Source organism: Kitasatospora sp. NPDC048194, assembly GCF_043202455.1.
Lineage (GTDB): Bacteria > Actinomycetota > Actinomycetes > Streptomycetales > Streptomycetaceae > Kitasatospora.
Genome location: NZ_JBIDAK010000028.1, coordinates 20,593 through 37,282 on the forward strand (window position 1 = coordinate 20,593; position 16,690 = coordinate 37,282).

A 16,690-nucleotide genomic window follows, 5' to 3' on the forward strand; every position below is an offset into this window, starting at 1 on the left:
CCGGGCGCGCCCTACACCGGCAGCAGCCGGGCGATCAGCTCGCCGAGCCGGCGGGCGTTGCGGCAGGAGTGCATCTCCACGACGTCCGCGTACCCGAGCGCGGCGGAGTCGCCGGTCGGCCAGAGCGCCGGCGGCTCGGGGTTGAGCCAGAACACCCGCTGGGCGCGGTCGGCGATCCGGCGCAGCGCGGCCAGGTTGGGGTCGCGGTGGTTGGTGCGGGCGTCGCCGAGGACCAGCACACAGGTGCGCGGGCCGACCGCGTCCAGGTGGTGGTCGGCGAACTCGCCGAGTGCGGAGCCGTAGTCGCTGTTGCCGTGGTGGCCCGTCACCCCGGCCTCGGTGAGGATCCGGGCGGCCAGCCGGGCCGGGTCGCCGTCGGCGTCCCGCAGCAACTCGGTGACCTCGGCGGTGCGGTTGACGAACGCGAACACCCGGACCTTGCTGAACTGCTCGCTCATGGCCTGCACCAGCAGCATCGTGAAGTCCGCGAAGCCCGACACCGAGCCGGACACGTCGCACAGCAGCACCAGCTCCGGCCGGGCCGGGCGGCGCAGCCGGTACGCCGGGCGCAGCGGCACCCCGCCGGTGCCGAGCGAGCGGCGCAGGGTGCGGCGCAGGTCGATCCTTCCCCGGGCGGCGCGGCGGCGCCGGGCGGCCAGCCGGGTCGCCAGCTTGCGGGCCAACGGGTGGACAGTGCGGCGCAGTTGGGCGAGCTGGTCGCGGCCGGCGTAGAGGAAGTCGATCCGGTCGGGGGTGGGGGTGACGGCGCGTTCGGCGATCCGCTCGGCGCCCTGCCGTTCGGCGACGCGGCGGCGGGCCTCGCCGGTGACCAGGGCGCGGAAGCCCTGGATGCGGCGGCGGATCTCGTCGGCGAGGACGCGGTCGGAGAGGTCGGCGGCGGGCCCGTCGGCGGCGGCGGAGCCGTCCGCACCGGCGGCTTCGCGCAGGGCCGCCTCGCGCAGCGCGGCTTCGCGCAGCGCCGCGAGGACCCGGGCGAGCAGCGTCTCGGGGGAGAGCCGGCCGAGTGCCTGGTGGGCGGACCAGCCGTCGGAGCCGGGCGTGCCGCCGGTGCCGTACCGGCCGAAGGCCTCCACCACCTCGGCGGCCAGACGGGTCTGGGCGGCGCGGTCGTCGGCGGCCAGGGCGGCGGCGAGGCGTTCGCGCAGCTGCTCGCGGAGCGGGTCGGGGCGGCCGAACCGCGGTGGCTCGGGGTCGTCCGGCACCGGCGGCGGGTCGGTGCGCAGCGCCTCGGGGGTGCCGACGCCGCGCGGGAAGAACAGGTCGAAGGCGGCGTCGAAGACCGGCCGTTGGCCGTCCGAGCGGAGCAGGGCGGCCGCCAGTCCGGCCCGCATCTGCTCGCGGTCGGTGAAGCCGAGCACGTCCAGCACGGCGGCGGCGTCCACCGTCTCGGCGGGGCCGATCCGCAGGCCGTGCCCGCGCAGGGCGCGGACCAGGCCGGTCAGCCGGGCGGCGGGGTCGGCGGTCTGCGGCGCCGTCATGCGAGAGAGAGCTTCTGGGCGGCCTTCCGGACGTCGTCCTGGTGCTTGAGGATCACCCCGAGGGTGTCCCGGACCACCGTGTCGTCCAGGGTGTCCGCGCCGAGGGCGAGCAGGGTGCGGGCCCAGTCGACGGTCTCGGCGACGGACGGCGCCTTGCGCAGCTCCATCGCCCGCAGTGCGCCGACCACCCGGACCACGGAGGCGGCCAGGGTGTCGTCCAGGCCGGGCACCTTGAGCCGGACGATCCGGCGCTCCAACTCGGCGTCCGGGTAGTCGAGGTGGAGGAAGAGGCAGCGGCGGCGCAGCGCCTCGGAGAGTTCCCGGGTGGCGTTGGAGGTGAGCAGCACGAAGGGCCGGCGGGTCGCGGTGATGGTGCCGAGTTCGGGGACGGTCACCTGGAAGTCGCTGAGCACCTCCAGCAGCAGCGCCTCGACCTCGACGTCCGCCTTGTCCATCTCGTCGATCAGCAGGACGGTGGGGTCCTCGCCGCGGATGGCGGTCAGCAGCGGGCGGGTGAGCAGGAACTCCTCGCCGAAGATGTCGGTGCGGGCCTGGTCCCAGCCCTCGTCCCGACCGGCGGTGATCCGCAGCAGCTGCTTGGCGTGGTTCCACTCGTACAGCGCGCGGGCCTCGTCGATGCCCTCGTAGCACTGCAGCCGGACCAGCCGGGCCCGCCCGAGTTCGGCCACCGCCTTGGCGAGTTCGGTCTTGCCGACCCCGGCGGGGCCCTCGACCAGCAGCGGCTTGCCGAGCCGGTCGGCGAGGTAGACGGTGGTGGCCACGGCGGTGGAGGCCAGGTAGCCGGTCGCGGCGAGTCGCTCGGCGGTGTCCGCCACGGAGGCGAAGAAGCCCGTCCCCTCGCGGGCGCCGCCGCTGCCGCCGTCGCCGCCGTTCGTGCTGCTGCCGCTGGCCATCTGCCCGCCCCGTTCCGGTTCGCCGTGTCCTGCGCCGTCACCCTACCGGCCGGTCACTTCCCTGTCCCGGGTCGTCGGCGCGCACACGGGCGGCACGGGCGGCACGGGGGGCATGCGCGGCACGGGGGCATGGGCGGGCGGCGGCGTACGGCAGGCCGCCGCCCGCCGTACGCCGCGGCCGCGTGGGCGGGGCCGTGCGTCAGTTGACGTACACGACCGGGCTGCCCGCGACCGAGCTGTCGGTCACCGGGCCGTAGGTGGCGCTGAAGTAGCCGGTCGAGAAACACAGGCCCGGGCCGGAGACCAGCGTGAAGGGCTGGCCGGAGAACCCGATGGTGTTGCCCGTGTTCGAGGTGGTGCCGGAGATGCCGGTGCTGTTCTGGTAGACGCAGTTGATGCTGCCCAGGATGGTGTTGAGCACCACGGTGGTGCCCATCGCGCCGGCCGCGCCGGGGGTGAGCGAGACGGGGTTGCCGGCGGCGTCGCTGACCGTGTTGGTGAACGGCAGGTTGGTGACGGTGATGCTGCGCACGCCCGTGACGCCGAGGACGTTGGAGGTGCAGGAGCCGAAGGTCTGGGTGTTGAGCCGCTCGACCGCGCTGCCCGGGGCGCTGGGGTTGGACGTGACGCCGGCGGAGAAGGAGGAGGCGGCGCACTTGATGCCGCTCGTCCCGGAGGCGCTGTTGTAGAAGGTGGCGTAGCTGCCGGAGACCAGGTTCGCGGTCAGGGTGTCGCCGACGGAGACGGCCGGCCCGGAGGGGCTGCCGGTGGTCAGGACGGCGGCGCCGGCCGCCTGGGCCGGTGCCACGGCGGCGCCGGTGAGGGCGATGGCGGCGAGGGATGCGGCTGCGAGGGTGCGACGGATGCGCATGAGGGTGCCTCTCTCCGTCCGGGGACGGGTGGGGGAATCCCCGCGTGCGGGTGTGGTGGTGGGCACGACGGGGGAGGTGAGGGCGTACCGAGGGGCTCCGGCGGACCACGGTGTCCGGGCGGGCCCGGCGCCACGGGCCCGCCGGTGCGGTCCGGCGGTGAGCGGTACGGCGGTGCAGGTGCGCGGTGTGCAGGTGGGGCTTCGCCGGGTACGACGGTCGGTACGGTTCGGTGCGCAGCGGTACGACGGTTCGGTGCGCAGCGGGGCGAGGCCGCATCGGTGCGGACGGGCGGTGCTGTGGGTGCACGTCGGCGGCTGCCGCCGCCGCGGGCCCGGGGCCGTCGGAGCCCTGGAGGTCGGCCGGTGGTGGCCTGCTCACCCACCGGTTGGAAACCTGCCAGTGTTGTAAACCCCGTGATCCGTCAATGTCAATACAGGACACAGGAGTTGGTGATGGATCCCAAGGACCTTCGGGCCGCGGAGCTGGCCCTGCTGCCGGGTGCCCGGACCGGCCGGGATCCGGCCAGGTCGATCAAACCCGGCCCGCGCCGGCTGCCGGCCGGAGTGGTCGCCGCCACCCAGCGCGAACGGCTGCTGGACGGGCTGGTCCGCACGGTGGCCGAACGCGGCTACCAGCACGCCACGGTGAGCGACATCTGCCGCGCGGCCGGGGTGACCAGGCCGGTCTTCTACGAGCTGTTCAGCGGCAAGGAGGACGCCTTCCTGGCCGCGCACCGGTACGGCACCGGGGTGGTGCTCCGGCGGATGGCGGCGGCCTTCGCGGCCGAATCCGACTGGTGCGCCGGGATCCGCCGGGCGCTCGACGCCATGCTCCAACTCCTCGCCGGAACGCCCTCGTTCGCGACCATGGCGGTGATCGAGATCGAGGCGGTCGGCCCGGCGGGGCGTTGTGAGCGGGACCAACTCCTCAGCCGGTTCCGGGCGTTCTTCGCCGAGGTGCCCCAACTGCCGGGCGGCGTGCCGGTGGAGGAGATGGTGGACGCCGTGGTGGGCGGCGTCTACAGCACCCTCCACCGGCGGATCGCCTCCGGCCGCACCGATCGACTCCCGGAGCTGCTCCCGGTGTTGAGCCTGTTCTGCCTCGCGCCGTTCCTCGGCCCGGCCGAGGCGGCCCGGCGGCTGGGAGCCGGGATTCGTGAAGATCCTTCGTGCACCTCTATTGACCGGGCCGATACCGGGCAGTAGCTTCCCAGTTACTCATCGCGCTCCGACCGATCCGCCCCGCTGCCGAGGGGCGGACGGCCCGGTCGGGCGCGCCCGACGCTGTCCGCGCCAGGGCAACGTGCCAGTGCCTGCACACCCACCCACCCACAGGGAGCACACATGGCCATGTCCGAGGACGCCGCCGCCGCGGCGGATTCCCCACAGACGCCGACCGGTGCGAGAAGAGGCCGGGTACGGCTGAAGCGCTCCGTCCTGATGGCCGTCCCGGCCGTCGCGCTCGGAGGCGTCCTGATGACCCTCACCGCCCAGGGCGTGCTCGCCGCCCAGTTCTCCATCTCCGGCATGCCGTTCACCATCACCGCGGACAAGCTCGACGGACAGGGCTTCGCCCAGTTCGGCGGCCTGGACTCGATGATCCCCGACAGCCCCAACGCCGGCTCCACCGGCGGCCAGGTGCTGGTCGCGGTGTCGGCGATCAAGCAGGCCCAGATCACCAACCTGTGCCAGAGCGTCGACCTCGGCGGCATCAACCTGGTGATCCACGCCGGCGACGGCGGCACGCCCGTCTCCGCCACCGACCTCACCACCGACTCCGACCTGCTGTCCGGTGACGCGGAGTTCAACAACATCGAGATCGGCGGCGACGCCAGCACGTACACCAAGGCCGGCCCGGCCGGGAAGGGCAACCCGGGCGTCTTCGGCCAGCAGGCCGACACCGTCCAGCTGACCCACCTCAAGCAGCACAACTACGCGAGCACCGCCGCCGGGTTCAAACTGCCCAACCTGCGGCTGAGCTTCAGCTCCACGGGCTGCTGAGCATGGCCGGGTCCGTACCGGAGCCGACCGGAACCGGCGAGGGCGGCGGGCCGCGGACGGAGGGGGTGGCGGCCGAGGGGACGGCTGCCGCGCCCGCCGCGGGCACGCCCCCGCCCGCCGCTCCGGCAGCTGTCGACCCGACCGCGGCACCGGTGCCGGCACCGGCCGCCGCGGCGGCCCGGGGCCCCGTCCGGCGCGACTGGCGGGGCGGGCGGCCGTTCTGGGGCGGGCTGCTGGTGACGCTCGGCGGCGCCGAGATCCTGTTCACGCTCTGGGCCCCGCTGCCCGTCCTCCTGCACATCGGGATGGCGGGACTGGCGGGCTACCTGGTGCCAGTGGTGATGGTGGTGTGCGGCCTGCTGATCCTGTTCAACCCGGGCCAGCGGCTGTTCTACTCCATCCTCGCCGTGCTCGCCTCGCTGGCCACCTGGGTGACCTCCAACCTGGGCGGCTTCCTGATCGGGATGCTGCTCGGCGTGGTGGGCTCCTGCCTGACCTTCGGGTGGCTGCCCGATCAGCCGCTGCGCCGCGGGCGCCAGCGGCGGGAGGACCGGCGCGCGCAACGCCGGGCGGCGGCCGGGGCCTGACGGCACCCGGGCCGCGGCGGCCCTGACGGTCCCCGGGGCCGCGGGGGCCGGCGGCCCGGGGACCAGCGCCGGCGATCAACGGCGGCGCCCCCCCCCCCCCGGGGGGGGGGGCCCCCCGGGGGGGGGGGGGGGGGGCGGCGGCCCGGGCGGGCCCCCCCCCCCCCCGCCGGGCCCCCCCCGCCCGGGGGCCGGGGGGGCGGGGGGCCGGGGGCCCCGCGCCGGCGATCACCGGCGGCGCCCCGCGCCCGGGTGTGGGAGAGCACCGGGGCGCGGGGCGGTCCGTCCGGAGGTCCCGGCGGCTCCAGCGAACCGCCGGGAAGCCGACCCGGCGGTCGGTCCGTCAGATGGTCGAGGCGTCGATCACGAAGCGGAACCGGACGTCGCCGTCCGCCAGCCGCCGGAAGGCCTCGTTGACCTGGTCGGCCCGGATCAGCTCGATCTCCGCCGCGATCCCGTGCTCGCCGCAGAAGTCCAGCATCTCCTGGGTCTCCGGCAGCCCACCGATCATCGAACCCGCCAGCGAGCGGCGGCCGATGGCCAGCGGGAACGGGTGCAGCGTGACCGGCTTCTCCGGCATGCCGACCTGCACCAGGGTGCCGTCGGTGCGCAGCAGGCCGATGTAGGCGCTCAGGTCGAGGTCGGCGGAGACGGTGTTGACGATCAGGTCGAAGCGGCCCGCCAGGTCCGTGAAGGTCGCCGGGTCGGAGGTGGCCCGGTAGTCGTCGGCACCGAGCCCGAGGCCGTCCTCGCGCTTGCGCAGCGACTGGCTGAGCACGGTGACCTCCGCCCCCATCGCGTGGGCGAGCTTGACGCCCATGTGGCCGAGGCCGCCGAGGCCCACGATCGCCACCTTCTTGCCCGGGCCGGCACCCCAGTGCGCCAGCGGCGAGTACAGCGTGATGCCCGCGCACAGCAGCGGGGCGGCGGCGTCCAGCGGCAGGCTGTCGGGGATGCCCAGCGCGTACGCCTCGTCCACCACCAGCTCGGCCGAGTACCCGCCGTAGGTCGGCAGGCCGTCCCTGCCCGTGCCGTTGTAGGTGAAGACGGCCCCGCCCGTGCAGTACTGCTGGAGGCCGGCCTGGCAGTTGTCGCACTCCCGGCAGCTGTCGACGAAGCAGCCGACGCCGACCCGGTCGCCGACCTTCCAACGGGTCACGCCCGGACCGATCTCGCTGACCACGCCGGCGATCTCGTGCCCCGGGACCATCGGGAAGATCCCGGTGCCCCAGTCCTCGCCGACCTGGTGGAGGTCGGAGTGGCAGATGCCGGAGTACTTGATGTCGATCACGATGTCGTGCTCGCCGACGGCCCGGCGGGTGATGGTCGTCTTCTCCAGCGGGGCGTCCGGCCGCGGTGCCGCGTAGGCGGCGACGGTGCGGGTGGCGGTGCCCGTGGTGTTGCTCTCGTTCGTCTCGTTGGCCATGACCCCAGACTGCGGTGGCGGCGGAAGGCCAACCAGACCAGAGATCGTCGTACGAAGCCGGGGCGTACGAAACCCCGGCGTACGAAGCCCGGTGGTACGACCGCGGAACGTACGACCGGGGAACGTACGCATGGCAGTGTCACCCTCACCCGCGCCGCGGCCCGCCGGATCGCCCGCATACTGCAGTCATGGACCAGCGCACCGAACTCAGCGAGTTCCTCCGATCCCGCCGCGCCCGGCTGCGGCCCGAGGACGTGGGCCTTCCGGACACCACCACCCGGCGACGGGTGCCCGGACTGCGCCGCGAGGAGCTGGCCCAGCTGGCCGGAGTCAGCACCGCGTACTACACCCGGCTCGAACAGGGCCACGGGGAGAACGTCTCCGCCGCCGTCCTGGACGCCATCGCCCGGGTGCTGCGGCTCAGTCCGGCCGAGCGCGACCACCTCGGCCGCCTCACCAAGCCCGCCCGCCGCCGGGCCGGCCGGGCCGCCGCCCGCCCGCAACGGGTCCGCCCCGCGTTGCAGCAACTGCTCGACGCCATGGAGGGCGTGCCCGCCTACGTCCTCGGGCGGCGGCTGGACATCATCGCCTGGAACCGGCTCGGCACCGCCCTGCTCGGCGACTTCGCCGCCATGCCGCCCGAGCAGCGCAACATCGCCTGGAACGTCTTCCTCGACCCGGCCGCCCGCGAGCTCTACCAGGAGTGGGAGACCAAGGCCACCGACGTGGTCGGCATCCTGCGCCTGGACGCCGGTCGCGACCCGGACGACCCCAGGCTCGCCTCGCTCATCGGCGAACTCTCCGTCAAGAGCGAGGACTTCCGCCGCCTGTGGGCCACCCACCAGATCCAGGACAAGGGCCACGGCACCAAGCGCCTGGACCACCCGGTGGTCGGCCGGCTCACCCTCCAGTACGAGACGCTGCGCCCGGCCGGGGACGGCGACCAGGTGCTGGTCACCTACCACGCCGAGCCGGGCTCCCCGTCCGCCGAGTCCCTGCGGCTGCTGGCGAGTTGGGCGGCCACCGAGCGGCGGGAGGAGTCCGGGGAGGCGCCCGACCGGACGGCTGAGCAGAGCCGGTAGGCCCGCCGCGCCCGGCCTGCTGCCCGAGGGCGGCGCCCGCGGGACCCGCACCGGCTGACCACGGCCCGCCGCGCCCCGACCGTGCCGCTGCGCGGGACCGACCTACCGGCCGGTATCGTCGGGGGCTCGGAACGGGTGGTCACCCGCCGCGAGGCGGGCGGAGCAGAGGGAACGGGTCAGGGCGGATGGAGTTTCGGGAAGACATCCTGGGTGCCCCCTACGAGGCGGCGGAGCTGGAGCTGCGGCCGGACACCGAAGGGGCGGTCTGCGCGACGCTGGTCCGCCGGACGGTGCCGGGCTCGGACCGGGCGGTCCTCTACATCCACGGCTACAACGACTACTTCTTCCAGACCAACCTGGCCGACCACTACGCGGCGCTCGGCTTCTCCTTCTACGCCCTCGACCTGCGCAAGTACGGCCGCTCGCTGCGCCCCCACCAGTCGCCGAACTTCGTCCGCGACCTCACCGAGTACGACGAGGAGATCGACGAGGCGGTACGGATCATCCGCGAGGTCGACGGACACCGGCAACTGCTGGTGAACGGGCACTCGACCGGCGGGCTGGTGGCCGCGCTGTGGGCGGGGCGCCGGGCCGGGCGGGGCCTGGTGGACGGGCTCTTCCTGAACAGCCCGTTCCTGTCGATGCCGGCCGGACTCGCCGTCCGCACCGCCGGCGGCCCCGTGGTGACGGCGCTCGGGCGACTGGCGCCGACCAGGGTCCTGCCGTCCGCGCTGAACCCGCACTACACCCACAGCCTCCACAAGGACCACCGGGGCGAATGGGACTTCGACCTCACGCTCAAGCGCGCCGAGGGCTTCCCGCTGTTCGCGGGCTGGCTGTCGGCGATCCACCAGGGCCACCGCCGGCTGCGGCACGGGCTGGGGATCGACGTGCCGGTGCTGCTGATGGCCTCGACGAAGTCCATCGCCACCACCAAGTGGCACACGGCGCTGCACCACGCCGACGCCGTGCTGCGCGCCGACGACATCGCCGCCCAGGGGCCGAAGCTGGGCCGGCACGTCACCATCGTGCGGATCGAGGGCGGCATGCACGACCTGGTGCTCTCCGGCGAGGCGGCCCGCACCCGGGTGTTCGCCGAGCTGGACCGCTGGCTGGCCGCCTACCTGGACGTCCGGCCGGTGGGGGAGAACGCGTGACGGAGGAGCCGTTCCCGGTCGGGCGGCGGACCGACCTCGGCTTCGCGAAGCTGATGCCGGACGTCGACCGGGACGGCGGCTGGCTGCTGACGCTCGACGGCACCCCCCAGTCGTACGTCGACCTCGCCGACCCGACCCACCTCGAGTTCGAGTACACCCGCCGCCTCGGCCACCTCGCCGACACCCTCGCGCCGGCCGGGCAGCCGCTGGACGTGCTGCACCTCGGCGGCGGCGCGCTGACGCTGCCGCGCTACCTGGCCGCCACCCGGCCGGGTTCCCGGCAGCGGGTGGTGGAGGTCGACGGGCCGCTGCTCGACCTGGTCGCCGAGCACCTGCCCTGGCAGGGCCCCGGGGCGGACGTCCGCACGACGGTGGGCGACGCCCGGGAGGCGCTCGCCGCGACCCCGGCGGACAGTCAGGACCTGGTGATCGCGGACGTCTTCCGCGGCTCCCGCACCCCGGCGCACCTCACCTCGGTGGAGTTCCTGCGGCTGGCGGCGACCGCGCTGCGCGACGGCGGCTGCTACGCCGCCAACCTGGCGGACGGCCCGCCGCTGGCCTTCGCCAGGGCGCAGGCGGCGACGGTCCGGGCGGTGTTCCCGTACGCCTGCCTGGTGGCGGAGGCCCCGGTGCTGCGCGGGCGCCGGTACGGCAATATCCTGCTGGCCGGCTCGACGGCTCCGCTGCCGGTCGCGGAGCTGAGCCGGCGGCTGGCAGGCGACGTCTTCCCGGCCCGCCTCACGGCGGGCGAGGACCTGGCCGCGCTGGTCGGCCGCACCGCCCCGGTCACGGACGCCGGCGCCACCGACTCGCCGCCCCCGCCGGACGGCGCCTTCAGCGTGGGCTGAACCGGCGGCCGCGCCGGCGGTCGCAGCGGCGGCGGAGCAGTGGGCCGGGCGATGGGTCGAAGCGTCGCTCGAGCCGCGCGTCGCCCCGGTGGCCGCCGGGCCCGGGGTGTCAGAATCGGCGGGTTCATGCCGGGGCTATCCACGAAGGAGTCTGTATGAGCGGCGGCGGCGAACGGCCCGTGCTGGAGCAGGTGCCGGAGACGGCGCTGTGGACGCTGTGGCACCGGGCGCTGGAGGCGCGTCGGCCGGACACCGTCCTGCCCGACCCGAAGGCGGTCGAGCTGGTCGACCGGATCGACTTCCCGTTCGCCGAGCGGTTCGGCACCAGCGCCACCCAGGGCCAGCTCCAGGCCCTGCGCGCGGCCTGCTTCGACCGCGAGGTGGCGGACTTCCTCGCCCGGGAGCCGCGCGGCACCGTGGTCTGCCTGGGCGACGGCCTGGAGACCCAGTACTGGCGGGTGGACAACGGACGGGCCCAGTGGCTGAGCGTGGACCTGCCGGAGTCGGCGGCGCTGCGCGAGGAGCTCCTGCCGCCCGGCCCGCGCCAGCGCTACCTGGCCGCCGACGCCACCGAACCGGGCTGGGCCGAGGAGGTGGACCGCACCCGCGAGGTGCTGATCAGCGCCCAGGGCCTGCTGATGTACCTTCCGCCGGCCCGGGTGAAGGCCCTGATCGCCGCCTGCGCGGAGTGGTTCCCCGGCGGTTCGCTCGTGCTGGACGCCATACCGCGCTGGTTCAGCCGGCTCACCCTGGAGGGGCGGATGCGCTCCCACGGCTACCAGGCGCCGCCGATGCCCTGGGCGATGGACGCCGGTGAGCGCGACAAGCTCCGCACCGCCAGTCCGGCGGTGACCTCCGTGCGGGACGTGCGGCCCACCGGTGGACGCGGCCTCCTCGGCGCCCTGCTGCCCCTGGCCCTGACCCTCCCGCCCGTCGCCACCTGCCGTCCCTCCGTCACCGCCCTGACCTTCGCCGAACGGTCCGCTCAGCCGGAGCCGGAGCCGGCGTCGTAGTCGTAACGGTGGCCGTGGCCTGGCCCGCCCGTCGGCGCCCGCTTTTTACCGAATCTTGAAGAAACGCCGGTCGGCCTGGAACCATGGCTCGGGGGCGTACGTCGTAACCAGCGGTGATCGGCCGGGGGGACAGGCCGCCCGGCACGTTAGGCTGCGCTCGGGGACCGGGAGGACTCGGGGGAGCGGCCTGGTGCCGCCATCGGAAGACTGCCGGGACGGCAGCCGGCTCCAGCACGGGCCGGCACCCGTTCCGACCTGCCACGGAGGTACTGGCCTTGCACATCGACGCCTGGATCGAGAGCGTCCCGCCCACGGCGGTGTACGCCCTGATCGGCCTGATCATCGGCATCGAATCGCTGGGCATCCCGCTGCCCGGCGAGATCGCCCTGGTCACGGCGTCCCTGATGGCGGTCAAGGGCGTGGTGAGCCCGTGGGGGATCGCGGCCTGCGCGATCGCGGGCGCGATCATCGGCGACTCGATCGGGTACTCGATCGGCCGCAAGGGGGGCAAGCCGCTCTTCGAGAAGCTGGGACGCAAGTTCCCCAAGCACTTCGGGCCCTCGCACCTGGCGACCGCCGAGCGGTCCTTCCAGAAGTGGGGCATGTGGGCGGTCTTCTTCGGCCGCTTCATCGCGCTGCTGCGCATCTTCGCCGGTCCGCTGGCGGGCGCGCTGAAGATGCCGTACTGGAAGTTCCTGATCGCCAACGTGCTGGGCGGCGTCATCTGGGCCGGTGGCACGACGCTGCTGGTCTTCAAGGTGGGCAAGGCGATCGAGCCGTGGCTGTCGCGCTTCTCCTGGGCGGGCCTGGCGGCGGCGGTCGTGGTCGGCGCCACCTCGGCGTGGCTGATGAAGCGCCGCGCGGCCAAGACCCACGCCAGGATCGAGGCGGAGGAGGCGGCCGAGGCCGCTCGGACCGCCGAGGCCGCAGGAGCCGTGCAGGCTCCCGTCGCCGAGTAACGGAACGTAGCGGTACCGCGTCGGCGTCGTCGGGCTCCGGAGTAGCATCGGCTGGAACCTGCCGGTCGTGCACCACTGGAGGGCCCGATGACGCAATCGACGCCGCCGACGCAGCAGTCCACCTGGGACGCCGTGGACGCCTACTTCTGCGAGCAACTGGTCGGGCACGACCCGGCGCTGGAGGCCGCGACCGCCGCCGCCGACGCGGCCGGGCTGCCCAGGATCGCGGTGGCCCCCAACCAGGGCAAGCTGCTCCACCTGCTGGCACTGACCCAGGGCGCGCGCCGGATCCTGGAGGTCGGCACGCTCGGCGGCTACAGCACCATCTGGCTGGCCCGGGCGCTGCCCGCGGACGGCACGCTGATCTCCCTGGAGCTCGACCCCCGGCACGCCGAGGTGGCGCGCGGCAACCTCGCCCGGGCGGGCCTGGACAAGGTCGCCGAGGTGCGCCAGGGCCGGGCCGCGGACTCGCTGGCCGCGCTGGTGGAGCAGGGCGAGGAGCCCTTTGACCTGGTCTTCATCGACGCGGACAAGCCGAGCAACCCCGAGTACTTCCGCCGTGCGCTCCAGCTGACCCGGCCCGGTTCGCTGATCATCGTGGACAACGTGGTGCGCGGCGGCGCGATCGCCGACGCCGACAGCATCGATCCGGCGATCGTCGCCACCCGCGCCCTGCACGAGCTGATCGCCGCCGAGCCGAGGGTCACCGCGACCTCGGTGCAGACGGTCGGCAGCAAGGGCTACGACGGCTTCACGCTGGCCCGCGTACAGGGCTGAGTGCGGGTAGCGAAGAGGCGACGGGCCGGCGACGGCCGGGGCCGAGGTCGGCCCTGGCCGGCACTGTCCGGCCCCCACCGGCACTGTCCGGCCCCCACCGGCACGGGCCGGCCCCCACCGGCACGGGCCGGCCCCCACCGGCACGGGCCGGCCCCCACCGGCACGGGCCGGAACACGACGAACGAGGACGAACGGAGACATCGTGCGGATCGGACTGCTGGGCACCGGCCCCTGGGCGGAGCGGGTGCACGCGCCCGCCCTGGCGGAGCACCCCGGGCTGGAGTTCACCGGCGTCTGGGGCCGCCGGGCCGAGGCCGCCGAGGCGCTGGGCACGGCGCACGGCGTGCCCGGGTACGCCGACCTCGACCGGCTGCTCGCCGACGTGGACGCCGTCTCCATCGCCCTGCCCCCGTCCGTCCAGGCCGGTCTCGCGGTGCGGGCCGCCGAGGCCGGCTGCCACCTGCTGCTGGACAAGCCGGTCGCGTTCACCGTGCCGGACGCCCGCGCGGTGGCCGAGGCGGTGCGGGAGCACAAGGTCGCCTCGGTGGTCTTCTTCACGGTGCGCTTCGGCGGCGAGCAGATCCCGTGGATCGAGCGCCAGGCCGAGCTGGGCGGCTGGTTCACCGGCCGCTCGGACTGGCTCGGTTCGGTGTTCGCCCCGGGCAGCACCAGCCCGTACGCGGCCTCGCCGTGGCGCCGGGAGAAGGGCTCGCTGTGGGACGTCGGCCCGCACGCGCTGTCCGTCCTGCTGCCGGTGCTGGGCGAGGTGACGGAGGTCACGGCGGTCGCCGGGCCGCTGGACACCGTCCACCTGGTCCTGCGGCACGCCGGCGGTGCCTCCAGCACCCTCGCGCTCAGCCTGACCGCCCCGCGGGCCGGTGGCGGGGTCGCGATGGAACTGCGCGGCGAGCACGGCGTGGTGCAGCTGCCCGAGCGCGGCGAGAGCCCGACGACCGCCCTGCACCGCGCCCTGGACGCCCTGCGCTCCTCCGCCGCCACCGGCGAGCCGCACCCCTGCGGCGCGGACTTCGGGCTGCGCGTGGTGGAGGTGCTGGCCGCCGCCGAACGCTCGCTGGCCGACGGCCGCCCGGTGGCGCTCTGAGCTCGCCCCCGCGCGGTGCCGGGCCGCGCGGTACCGGACCGGTCACGCCGACGGCAGCTCGGGCCCCGGGGCGTCCGGGCGGCGGTCGGTGGGCCGGGCCGGGGGGATGACCGGGGCCCGGAAGTCGCGTGGTCCGGTCCACAGCGCCGGGACGGCGTCACTGCGGCGGGCCAGTTCGTAGGCGAGCGACTCGTAGTTGACCCGCCAGCCGTGGAAGTGCTTCCAGGCGTCCTCGACCGGGCGTTCGCGGGGGAACCCGGCGGCGGTGATCATGGCGACGGCCGCCAGGTACTCGGCGTAGCTGAGGCGGATCGGGGTCGCCGGGTCCGGGTCGGGGTCGAAGGGGACGCGCAGGGAGCGGCCGATGTCGCGCATGGCCGTGAAGCCGGCCCGGATCACCAGGCGGGCCTCGGCGGGAGCCGAGCGCGGGCAGAGGGCGAGGTGGAGGGCGGCCGCGTCCATCACCGCGATCAGTCCGACCACCCAGCTGCGGTTGGGCTGCGGGGAACGGAACGACAGCAGCACCGGGTAGTTGGAGTGGCTCTCGCCGATGTCGGCGGCCAGCCGCTCCCAGTCCCGGTAGAGCTGGGGGAGGGCCGTCTCGGTGTCGACCAGGGACTGACGGGCGAGCAGTTCCGGGCCCCAGGCCGGTTCCCCGGCCCGGGACTGCAGGAGCGTCACCTCGGTCTCGCGGCGCTGGTAGGCGGCGTAGAGGGTGGGCAGGTAGGCGATCTGCAGGGCGATCACCAGCGGGCCGCTGGCGGCGGCCATGAAGTCGATCGCGGACAGCTGCAGCCGCTCGCCGCTGGCGTAACCGAGGGTGAAGAGGCTGGATCCGGCCTCGCGGATGGACGTCGACCAGCCGAGCCCGGACGTGCCGTGCAGCAGCAGGGTGTAGGCGATCAGCATGCCGCTGAGCCACACCCCGAGCATGCCGAGCAGCACCAGCGGTGCCAGCCAGGTCAGGGCGCGGTCCTGCGCCCGGTACGTGCCGAACGGCGTGGCCCAGACGCGCAGCGCGGTGCGCAGCACCCGCCAGAGCCGGTGCACCAGCGCCGAGTACAGCCCGCGGGGGACGACCAGGGTGCGCAGGATGCTGCCGACGACCAGCAGCAGGACGAACACGCCGAGCAGCGTGTGGATCAACCTCATGGAGGTCATTCTGGCGGTCGAGGGGAGCGCTGGTGCGGCCGGGCACCGCCGACGTGGCGCGGCGTACGGCCGGCGCACCGCCGTCGTACGGCTCGCGCCCGTTCACCGCGGACCCGCTGAGACCATGATCACACCGGTCGGCGGCCGTTCCGGCCCCGGCACCGGCACCGGCCCCGGCTCCGGCTCCGGCCCTGGCCCGGCGCAGCCGTCCGCTCAGCGTCCGGGGGCGGGGTTCTGCCGGCCGGTCAGGCCTCCGCCGCGTCGGTCAGCCACGGCCCGAGCTTCTCCGGGTTGCGGACCGCCCAGATCCGGACGACCCGGCCGTCCGCGACGTCGAAGGAGGCGACCGTCATGACGACGCCGTCGCGCCGGGCCACCAGGCCGGGCCCGCCGTTGACCAACAGCTCCACGAGTTCCAGCCCGGGGGCCCTGTCGGCGATCGCGACCATGTACTGGGCGATGCGCGCCGCGCCCTCGACCGGGTGCAGGGCGGCGCCGACCATGCCGCCGCCGTCGGCGGTCATCACGGCGGCCGGGTCGAGGACGGCGACGAGGGCCGCGATGTCCCGCTTCTCCCAGGCCGTCTTGACGCGCCGTACGGTCTCGGCCTGCCCGGGCGCCGTCACCGGGGCGGGTGCGGGGCCCACCCGCCGCCGGGCGGAGGAGGCCAGCTGCTTGCAGGCCGCGGGGGTGCGGCCGAGCACGTCGGCGATCTCGGCGAAGGGGTAGCGGAAGACGTCGTGCAGGACGAACGCCACCCGCTCGGCGGGTGTCATCGACTCCAGCACGACGAGGAAGGCCATGGCCACCGACTCGTCCAGGACCATCTGTTCGGCGAGGTCGGCGAGGCCGCCGCCGCGCCCGGGGCCCAGCTCGGCGCGGTCGGGCAGCGGCTCGGGAAGCCAGGCGCCGACGTAGCGCTCCCGCCGGGCCCGCGCGGAGCCGAGCAGGTCCAGGCAGATGCGGCCGGTGACGGTCGTCAGCCAGGCGCCGGGGGAGAGGATCTCCGCCCGGCGGTGCGCCGGCAGCGCGTACCAGCGTGCGTAGGCCTCCTGGACGGCGTCCTCCGCCTCGGCCAGTGAACCGAGCAGGCGGTAGGCGATGTTGAGCAGTCGGCGCCGCTCGCCGGACACCCCGTCGGCGACCGCCTCCGGTGCTCCCGGCGTCCCCTTCGTCCCCGGTGCTCCTGGCGTCTCCGGCGTTCGCGGCGTCCCCGGCGATCCTGTCGTCCCCATGCCCCCGCCCCCTCCGCGCCTTACCTTTCGCGGGCCCGCTTCGTCGGACCGGTGAGACCCTACCGATCCA

Annotated in this window: 16 protein-coding genes; 10 read left to right on the plus strand and 6 right to left on the minus strand. The window is 74.8% G+C overall.

The genetic code is table 11. From position 1 onward, the window contains the following. Positions 1 to 11: 11 nt before the first annotated feature. The 3 genes from ACGF07_RS27400 to ACGF07_RS27410 all read right to left on the minus strand — a co-directional run bounded on the left by ACGF07_RS27400 (position 12) and on the right by ACGF07_RS27410 (position 3,284). Positions 12 to 1,499 carry a VWA domain-containing protein gene (locus ACGF07_RS27400; protein ID WP_392902909.1) on the minus strand — a complete coding sequence of 496 codons (1,488 nt, stop codon included), beginning with the start codon at positions 1,497 to 1,499 and terminating at the stop codon, positions 12 to 14. Further along, complete coding sequence (locus ACGF07_RS27405; protein ID WP_392902910.1) at positions 1,496 to 2,413, minus strand: AAA family ATPase; 918 nt, start codon at positions 2,411 to 2,413, stop codon at positions 1,496 to 1,498. The genes ACGF07_RS27400 and ACGF07_RS27405 overlap by 4 nt, the downstream gene beginning before the upstream one ends. Before the next feature lie 199 nt (positions 2,414 to 2,612). Then, positions 2,613 to 3,284, minus strand: coding sequence for a Tat pathway signal sequence domain protein (locus ACGF07_RS27410; protein WP_392902911.1), 672 nt, complete (start codon positions 3,282 to 3,284; stop codon positions 2,613 to 2,615). Positions 3,285 to 3,737: 453 nt separating this feature from the next. Between ACGF07_RS27410 and ACGF07_RS27415 the strand changes: the two genes are divergently transcribed. From ACGF07_RS27415 to ACGF07_RS27425, 3 genes are all read left to right on the plus strand, one after another. Further along, the gene (locus ACGF07_RS27415; protein ID WP_350750078.1) at positions 3,738 to 4,490 is read left to right on the plus strand and encodes a helix-turn-helix domain-containing protein; all 753 of its coding nucleotides are present in this window, start codon (positions 3,738 to 3,740) and stop codon (positions 4,488 to 4,490) included. A 138-nt stretch (positions 4,491 to 4,628) separates the two neighbouring features. Beyond that, a complete protein-coding gene (locus ACGF07_RS27420; RefSeq protein WP_350750081.1) occupies positions 4,629 to 5,285 on the plus strand; it encodes a DUF6230 family protein in 657 nt (218 codons plus the stop codon). A 152-nt stretch (positions 5,286 to 5,437) separates the two neighbouring features. Further along, positions 5,438 to 5,872, plus strand: coding sequence for a DUF6114 domain-containing protein (locus ACGF07_RS27425; RefSeq protein ID WP_392903043.1), 435 nt, complete (start codon positions 5,438 to 5,440; stop codon positions 5,870 to 5,872). A gap of 340 nt (positions 5,873 to 6,212) precedes the next feature. Here ACGF07_RS27425 and ACGF07_RS27430 read toward each other — a convergent pair whose 3' ends face one another. Then, the gene (locus ACGF07_RS27430) at positions 6,213 to 7,295 is read right to left on the minus strand and encodes an NAD(P)-dependent alcohol dehydrogenase (protein WP_392902913.1); all 1,083 of its coding nucleotides are present in this window, start codon (positions 7,293 to 7,295) and stop codon (positions 6,213 to 6,215) included. Between the two features lie 188 nt (positions 7,296 to 7,483). On the opposite strand from ACGF07_RS27430, the gene ACGF07_RS27435 reads away from it, so the two are divergent. The 7 genes from ACGF07_RS27435 to ACGF07_RS27465 all read left to right on the plus strand — a co-directional run bounded on the left by ACGF07_RS27435 (position 7,484) and on the right by ACGF07_RS27465 (position 14,233). Then, on the plus strand, positions 7,484 to 8,377 hold the full coding sequence (locus ACGF07_RS27435) for a helix-turn-helix domain-containing protein (RefSeq protein ID WP_392902915.1): 894 nt from the start codon (positions 7,484 to 7,486) through the stop codon (positions 8,375 to 8,377). 185 nt (positions 8,378 to 8,562) lie between these two features. Then, positions 8,563 to 9,534, plus strand: coding sequence for an alpha/beta hydrolase (locus ACGF07_RS27440; RefSeq protein ID WP_392902918.1), 972 nt, complete (start codon positions 8,563 to 8,565; stop codon positions 9,532 to 9,534). 53 nt (positions 9,535 to 9,587) lie between these two features. After that, the gene (locus ACGF07_RS27445; protein WP_392903046.1) at positions 9,588 to 10,382 is read left to right on the plus strand and encodes a spermidine synthase; all 795 of its coding nucleotides are present in this window, start codon (positions 9,588 to 9,590) and stop codon (positions 10,380 to 10,382) included. Positions 10,383 to 10,537: 155 nt separating this feature from the next. Further along, on the plus strand, positions 10,538 to 11,395 hold the full coding sequence (locus ACGF07_RS27450; protein ID WP_392902920.1) for a class I SAM-dependent methyltransferase: 858 nt from the start codon (positions 10,538 to 10,540) through the stop codon (positions 11,393 to 11,395). A gap of 275 nt (positions 11,396 to 11,670) precedes the next feature. Continuing rightward, the gene (locus tag ACGF07_RS27455; RefSeq protein ID WP_350741974.1) at positions 11,671 to 12,354 is read left to right on the plus strand and encodes a DedA family protein; all 684 of its coding nucleotides are present in this window, start codon (positions 11,671 to 11,673) and stop codon (positions 12,352 to 12,354) included. Between the two features lie 87 nt (positions 12,355 to 12,441). Continuing rightward, positions 12,442 to 13,131 carry an O-methyltransferase gene (locus ACGF07_RS27460; RefSeq protein ID WP_392902923.1) on the plus strand — a complete coding sequence of 230 codons (690 nt, stop codon included), beginning with the start codon at positions 12,442 to 12,444 and terminating at the stop codon, positions 13,129 to 13,131. Between the two features lie 202 nt (positions 13,132 to 13,333). Next, positions 13,334 to 14,233: a Gfo/Idh/MocA family protein gene (locus tag ACGF07_RS27465; protein ID WP_392902925.1), complete on the plus strand. Its 900-nt coding sequence runs from the start codon at positions 13,334 to 13,336 to the stop codon at positions 14,231 to 14,233. Positions 14,234 to 14,275: 42 nt separating this feature from the next. Here the strand turns inward: ACGF07_RS27465 and ACGF07_RS27470 are convergent, their stop codons facing one another. Further along, the gene (locus ACGF07_RS27470) at positions 14,276 to 15,385 is read right to left on the minus strand and encodes a hypothetical protein (protein WP_350741969.1); all 1,110 of its coding nucleotides are present in this window, start codon (positions 15,383 to 15,385) and stop codon (positions 14,276 to 14,278) included. Between the two features lie 245 nt (positions 15,386 to 15,630). Further along, a complete protein-coding gene (gene sigJ, locus ACGF07_RS27475) occupies positions 15,631 to 16,518 on the minus strand; it encodes an RNA polymerase sigma factor SigJ (protein WP_392902927.1) in 888 nt (295 codons plus the stop codon). Positions 16,519 to 16,690: the final 172 nt, after the last annotated feature.

Bases quoted from the DNA above. Each gene is read 5' to 3' on its own strand.
- ACGF07_RS27420 (WP_350750081.1), top strand. From the start codon at position 4,629: ATGGCCATGTCCGAGGACGCCGCCGCCGCGGCGGATTCCCCACAGACG.
- ACGF07_RS27460 (WP_392902923.1), top strand. From the start codon at position 12,442: ATGACGCAATCGACGCCGCCGACGCAGCAGTCCACCTGGGACGCCGTG.
- ACGF07_RS27445 (WP_392903046.1), top strand. From the start codon at position 9,588: ATGCCGGACGTCGACCGGGACGGCGGCTGGCTGCTGACGCTCGACGGC.
- ACGF07_RS27440 (WP_392902918.1), top strand. From the start codon at position 8,563: ATGGAGTTTCGGGAAGACATCCTGGGTGCCCCCTACGAGGCGGCGGAG.
- ACGF07_RS27450 (WP_392902920.1), top strand. From the start codon at position 10,538: ATGAGCGGCGGCGGCGAACGGCCCGTGCTGGAGCAGGTGCCGGAGACG.
- ACGF07_RS27410 (WP_392902911.1), bottom strand. From the start codon at position 3,284: ATGCGCATCCGTCGCACCCTCGCAGCCGCATCCCTCGCCGCCATCGCC.
- ACGF07_RS27430 (WP_392902913.1), bottom strand. From the start codon at position 7,295: ATGGCCAACGAGACGAACGAGAGCAACACCACGGGCACCGCCACCCGC.
- ACGF07_RS27435 (WP_392902915.1), top strand. From the start codon at position 7,484: ATGGACCAGCGCACCGAACTCAGCGAGTTCCTCCGATCCCGCCGCGCC.
- ACGF07_RS27400 (WP_392902909.1), bottom strand. From the start codon at position 1,499: ATGACGGCGCCGCAGACCGCCGACCCCGCCGCCCGGCTGACCGGCCTG.
- ACGF07_RS27470 (WP_350741969.1), bottom strand. From the start codon at position 15,385: ATGAGGTTGATCCACACGCTGCTCGGCGTGTTCGTCCTGCTGCTGGTC.
- ACGF07_RS27415 (WP_350750078.1), top strand. From the start codon at position 3,738: ATGGATCCCAAGGACCTTCGGGCCGCGGAGCTGGCCCTGCTGCCGGGT.
- ACGF07_RS27405 (WP_392902910.1), bottom strand. From the start codon at position 2,413: ATGGCCAGCGGCAGCAGCACGAACGGCGGCGACGGCGGCAGCGGCGGC.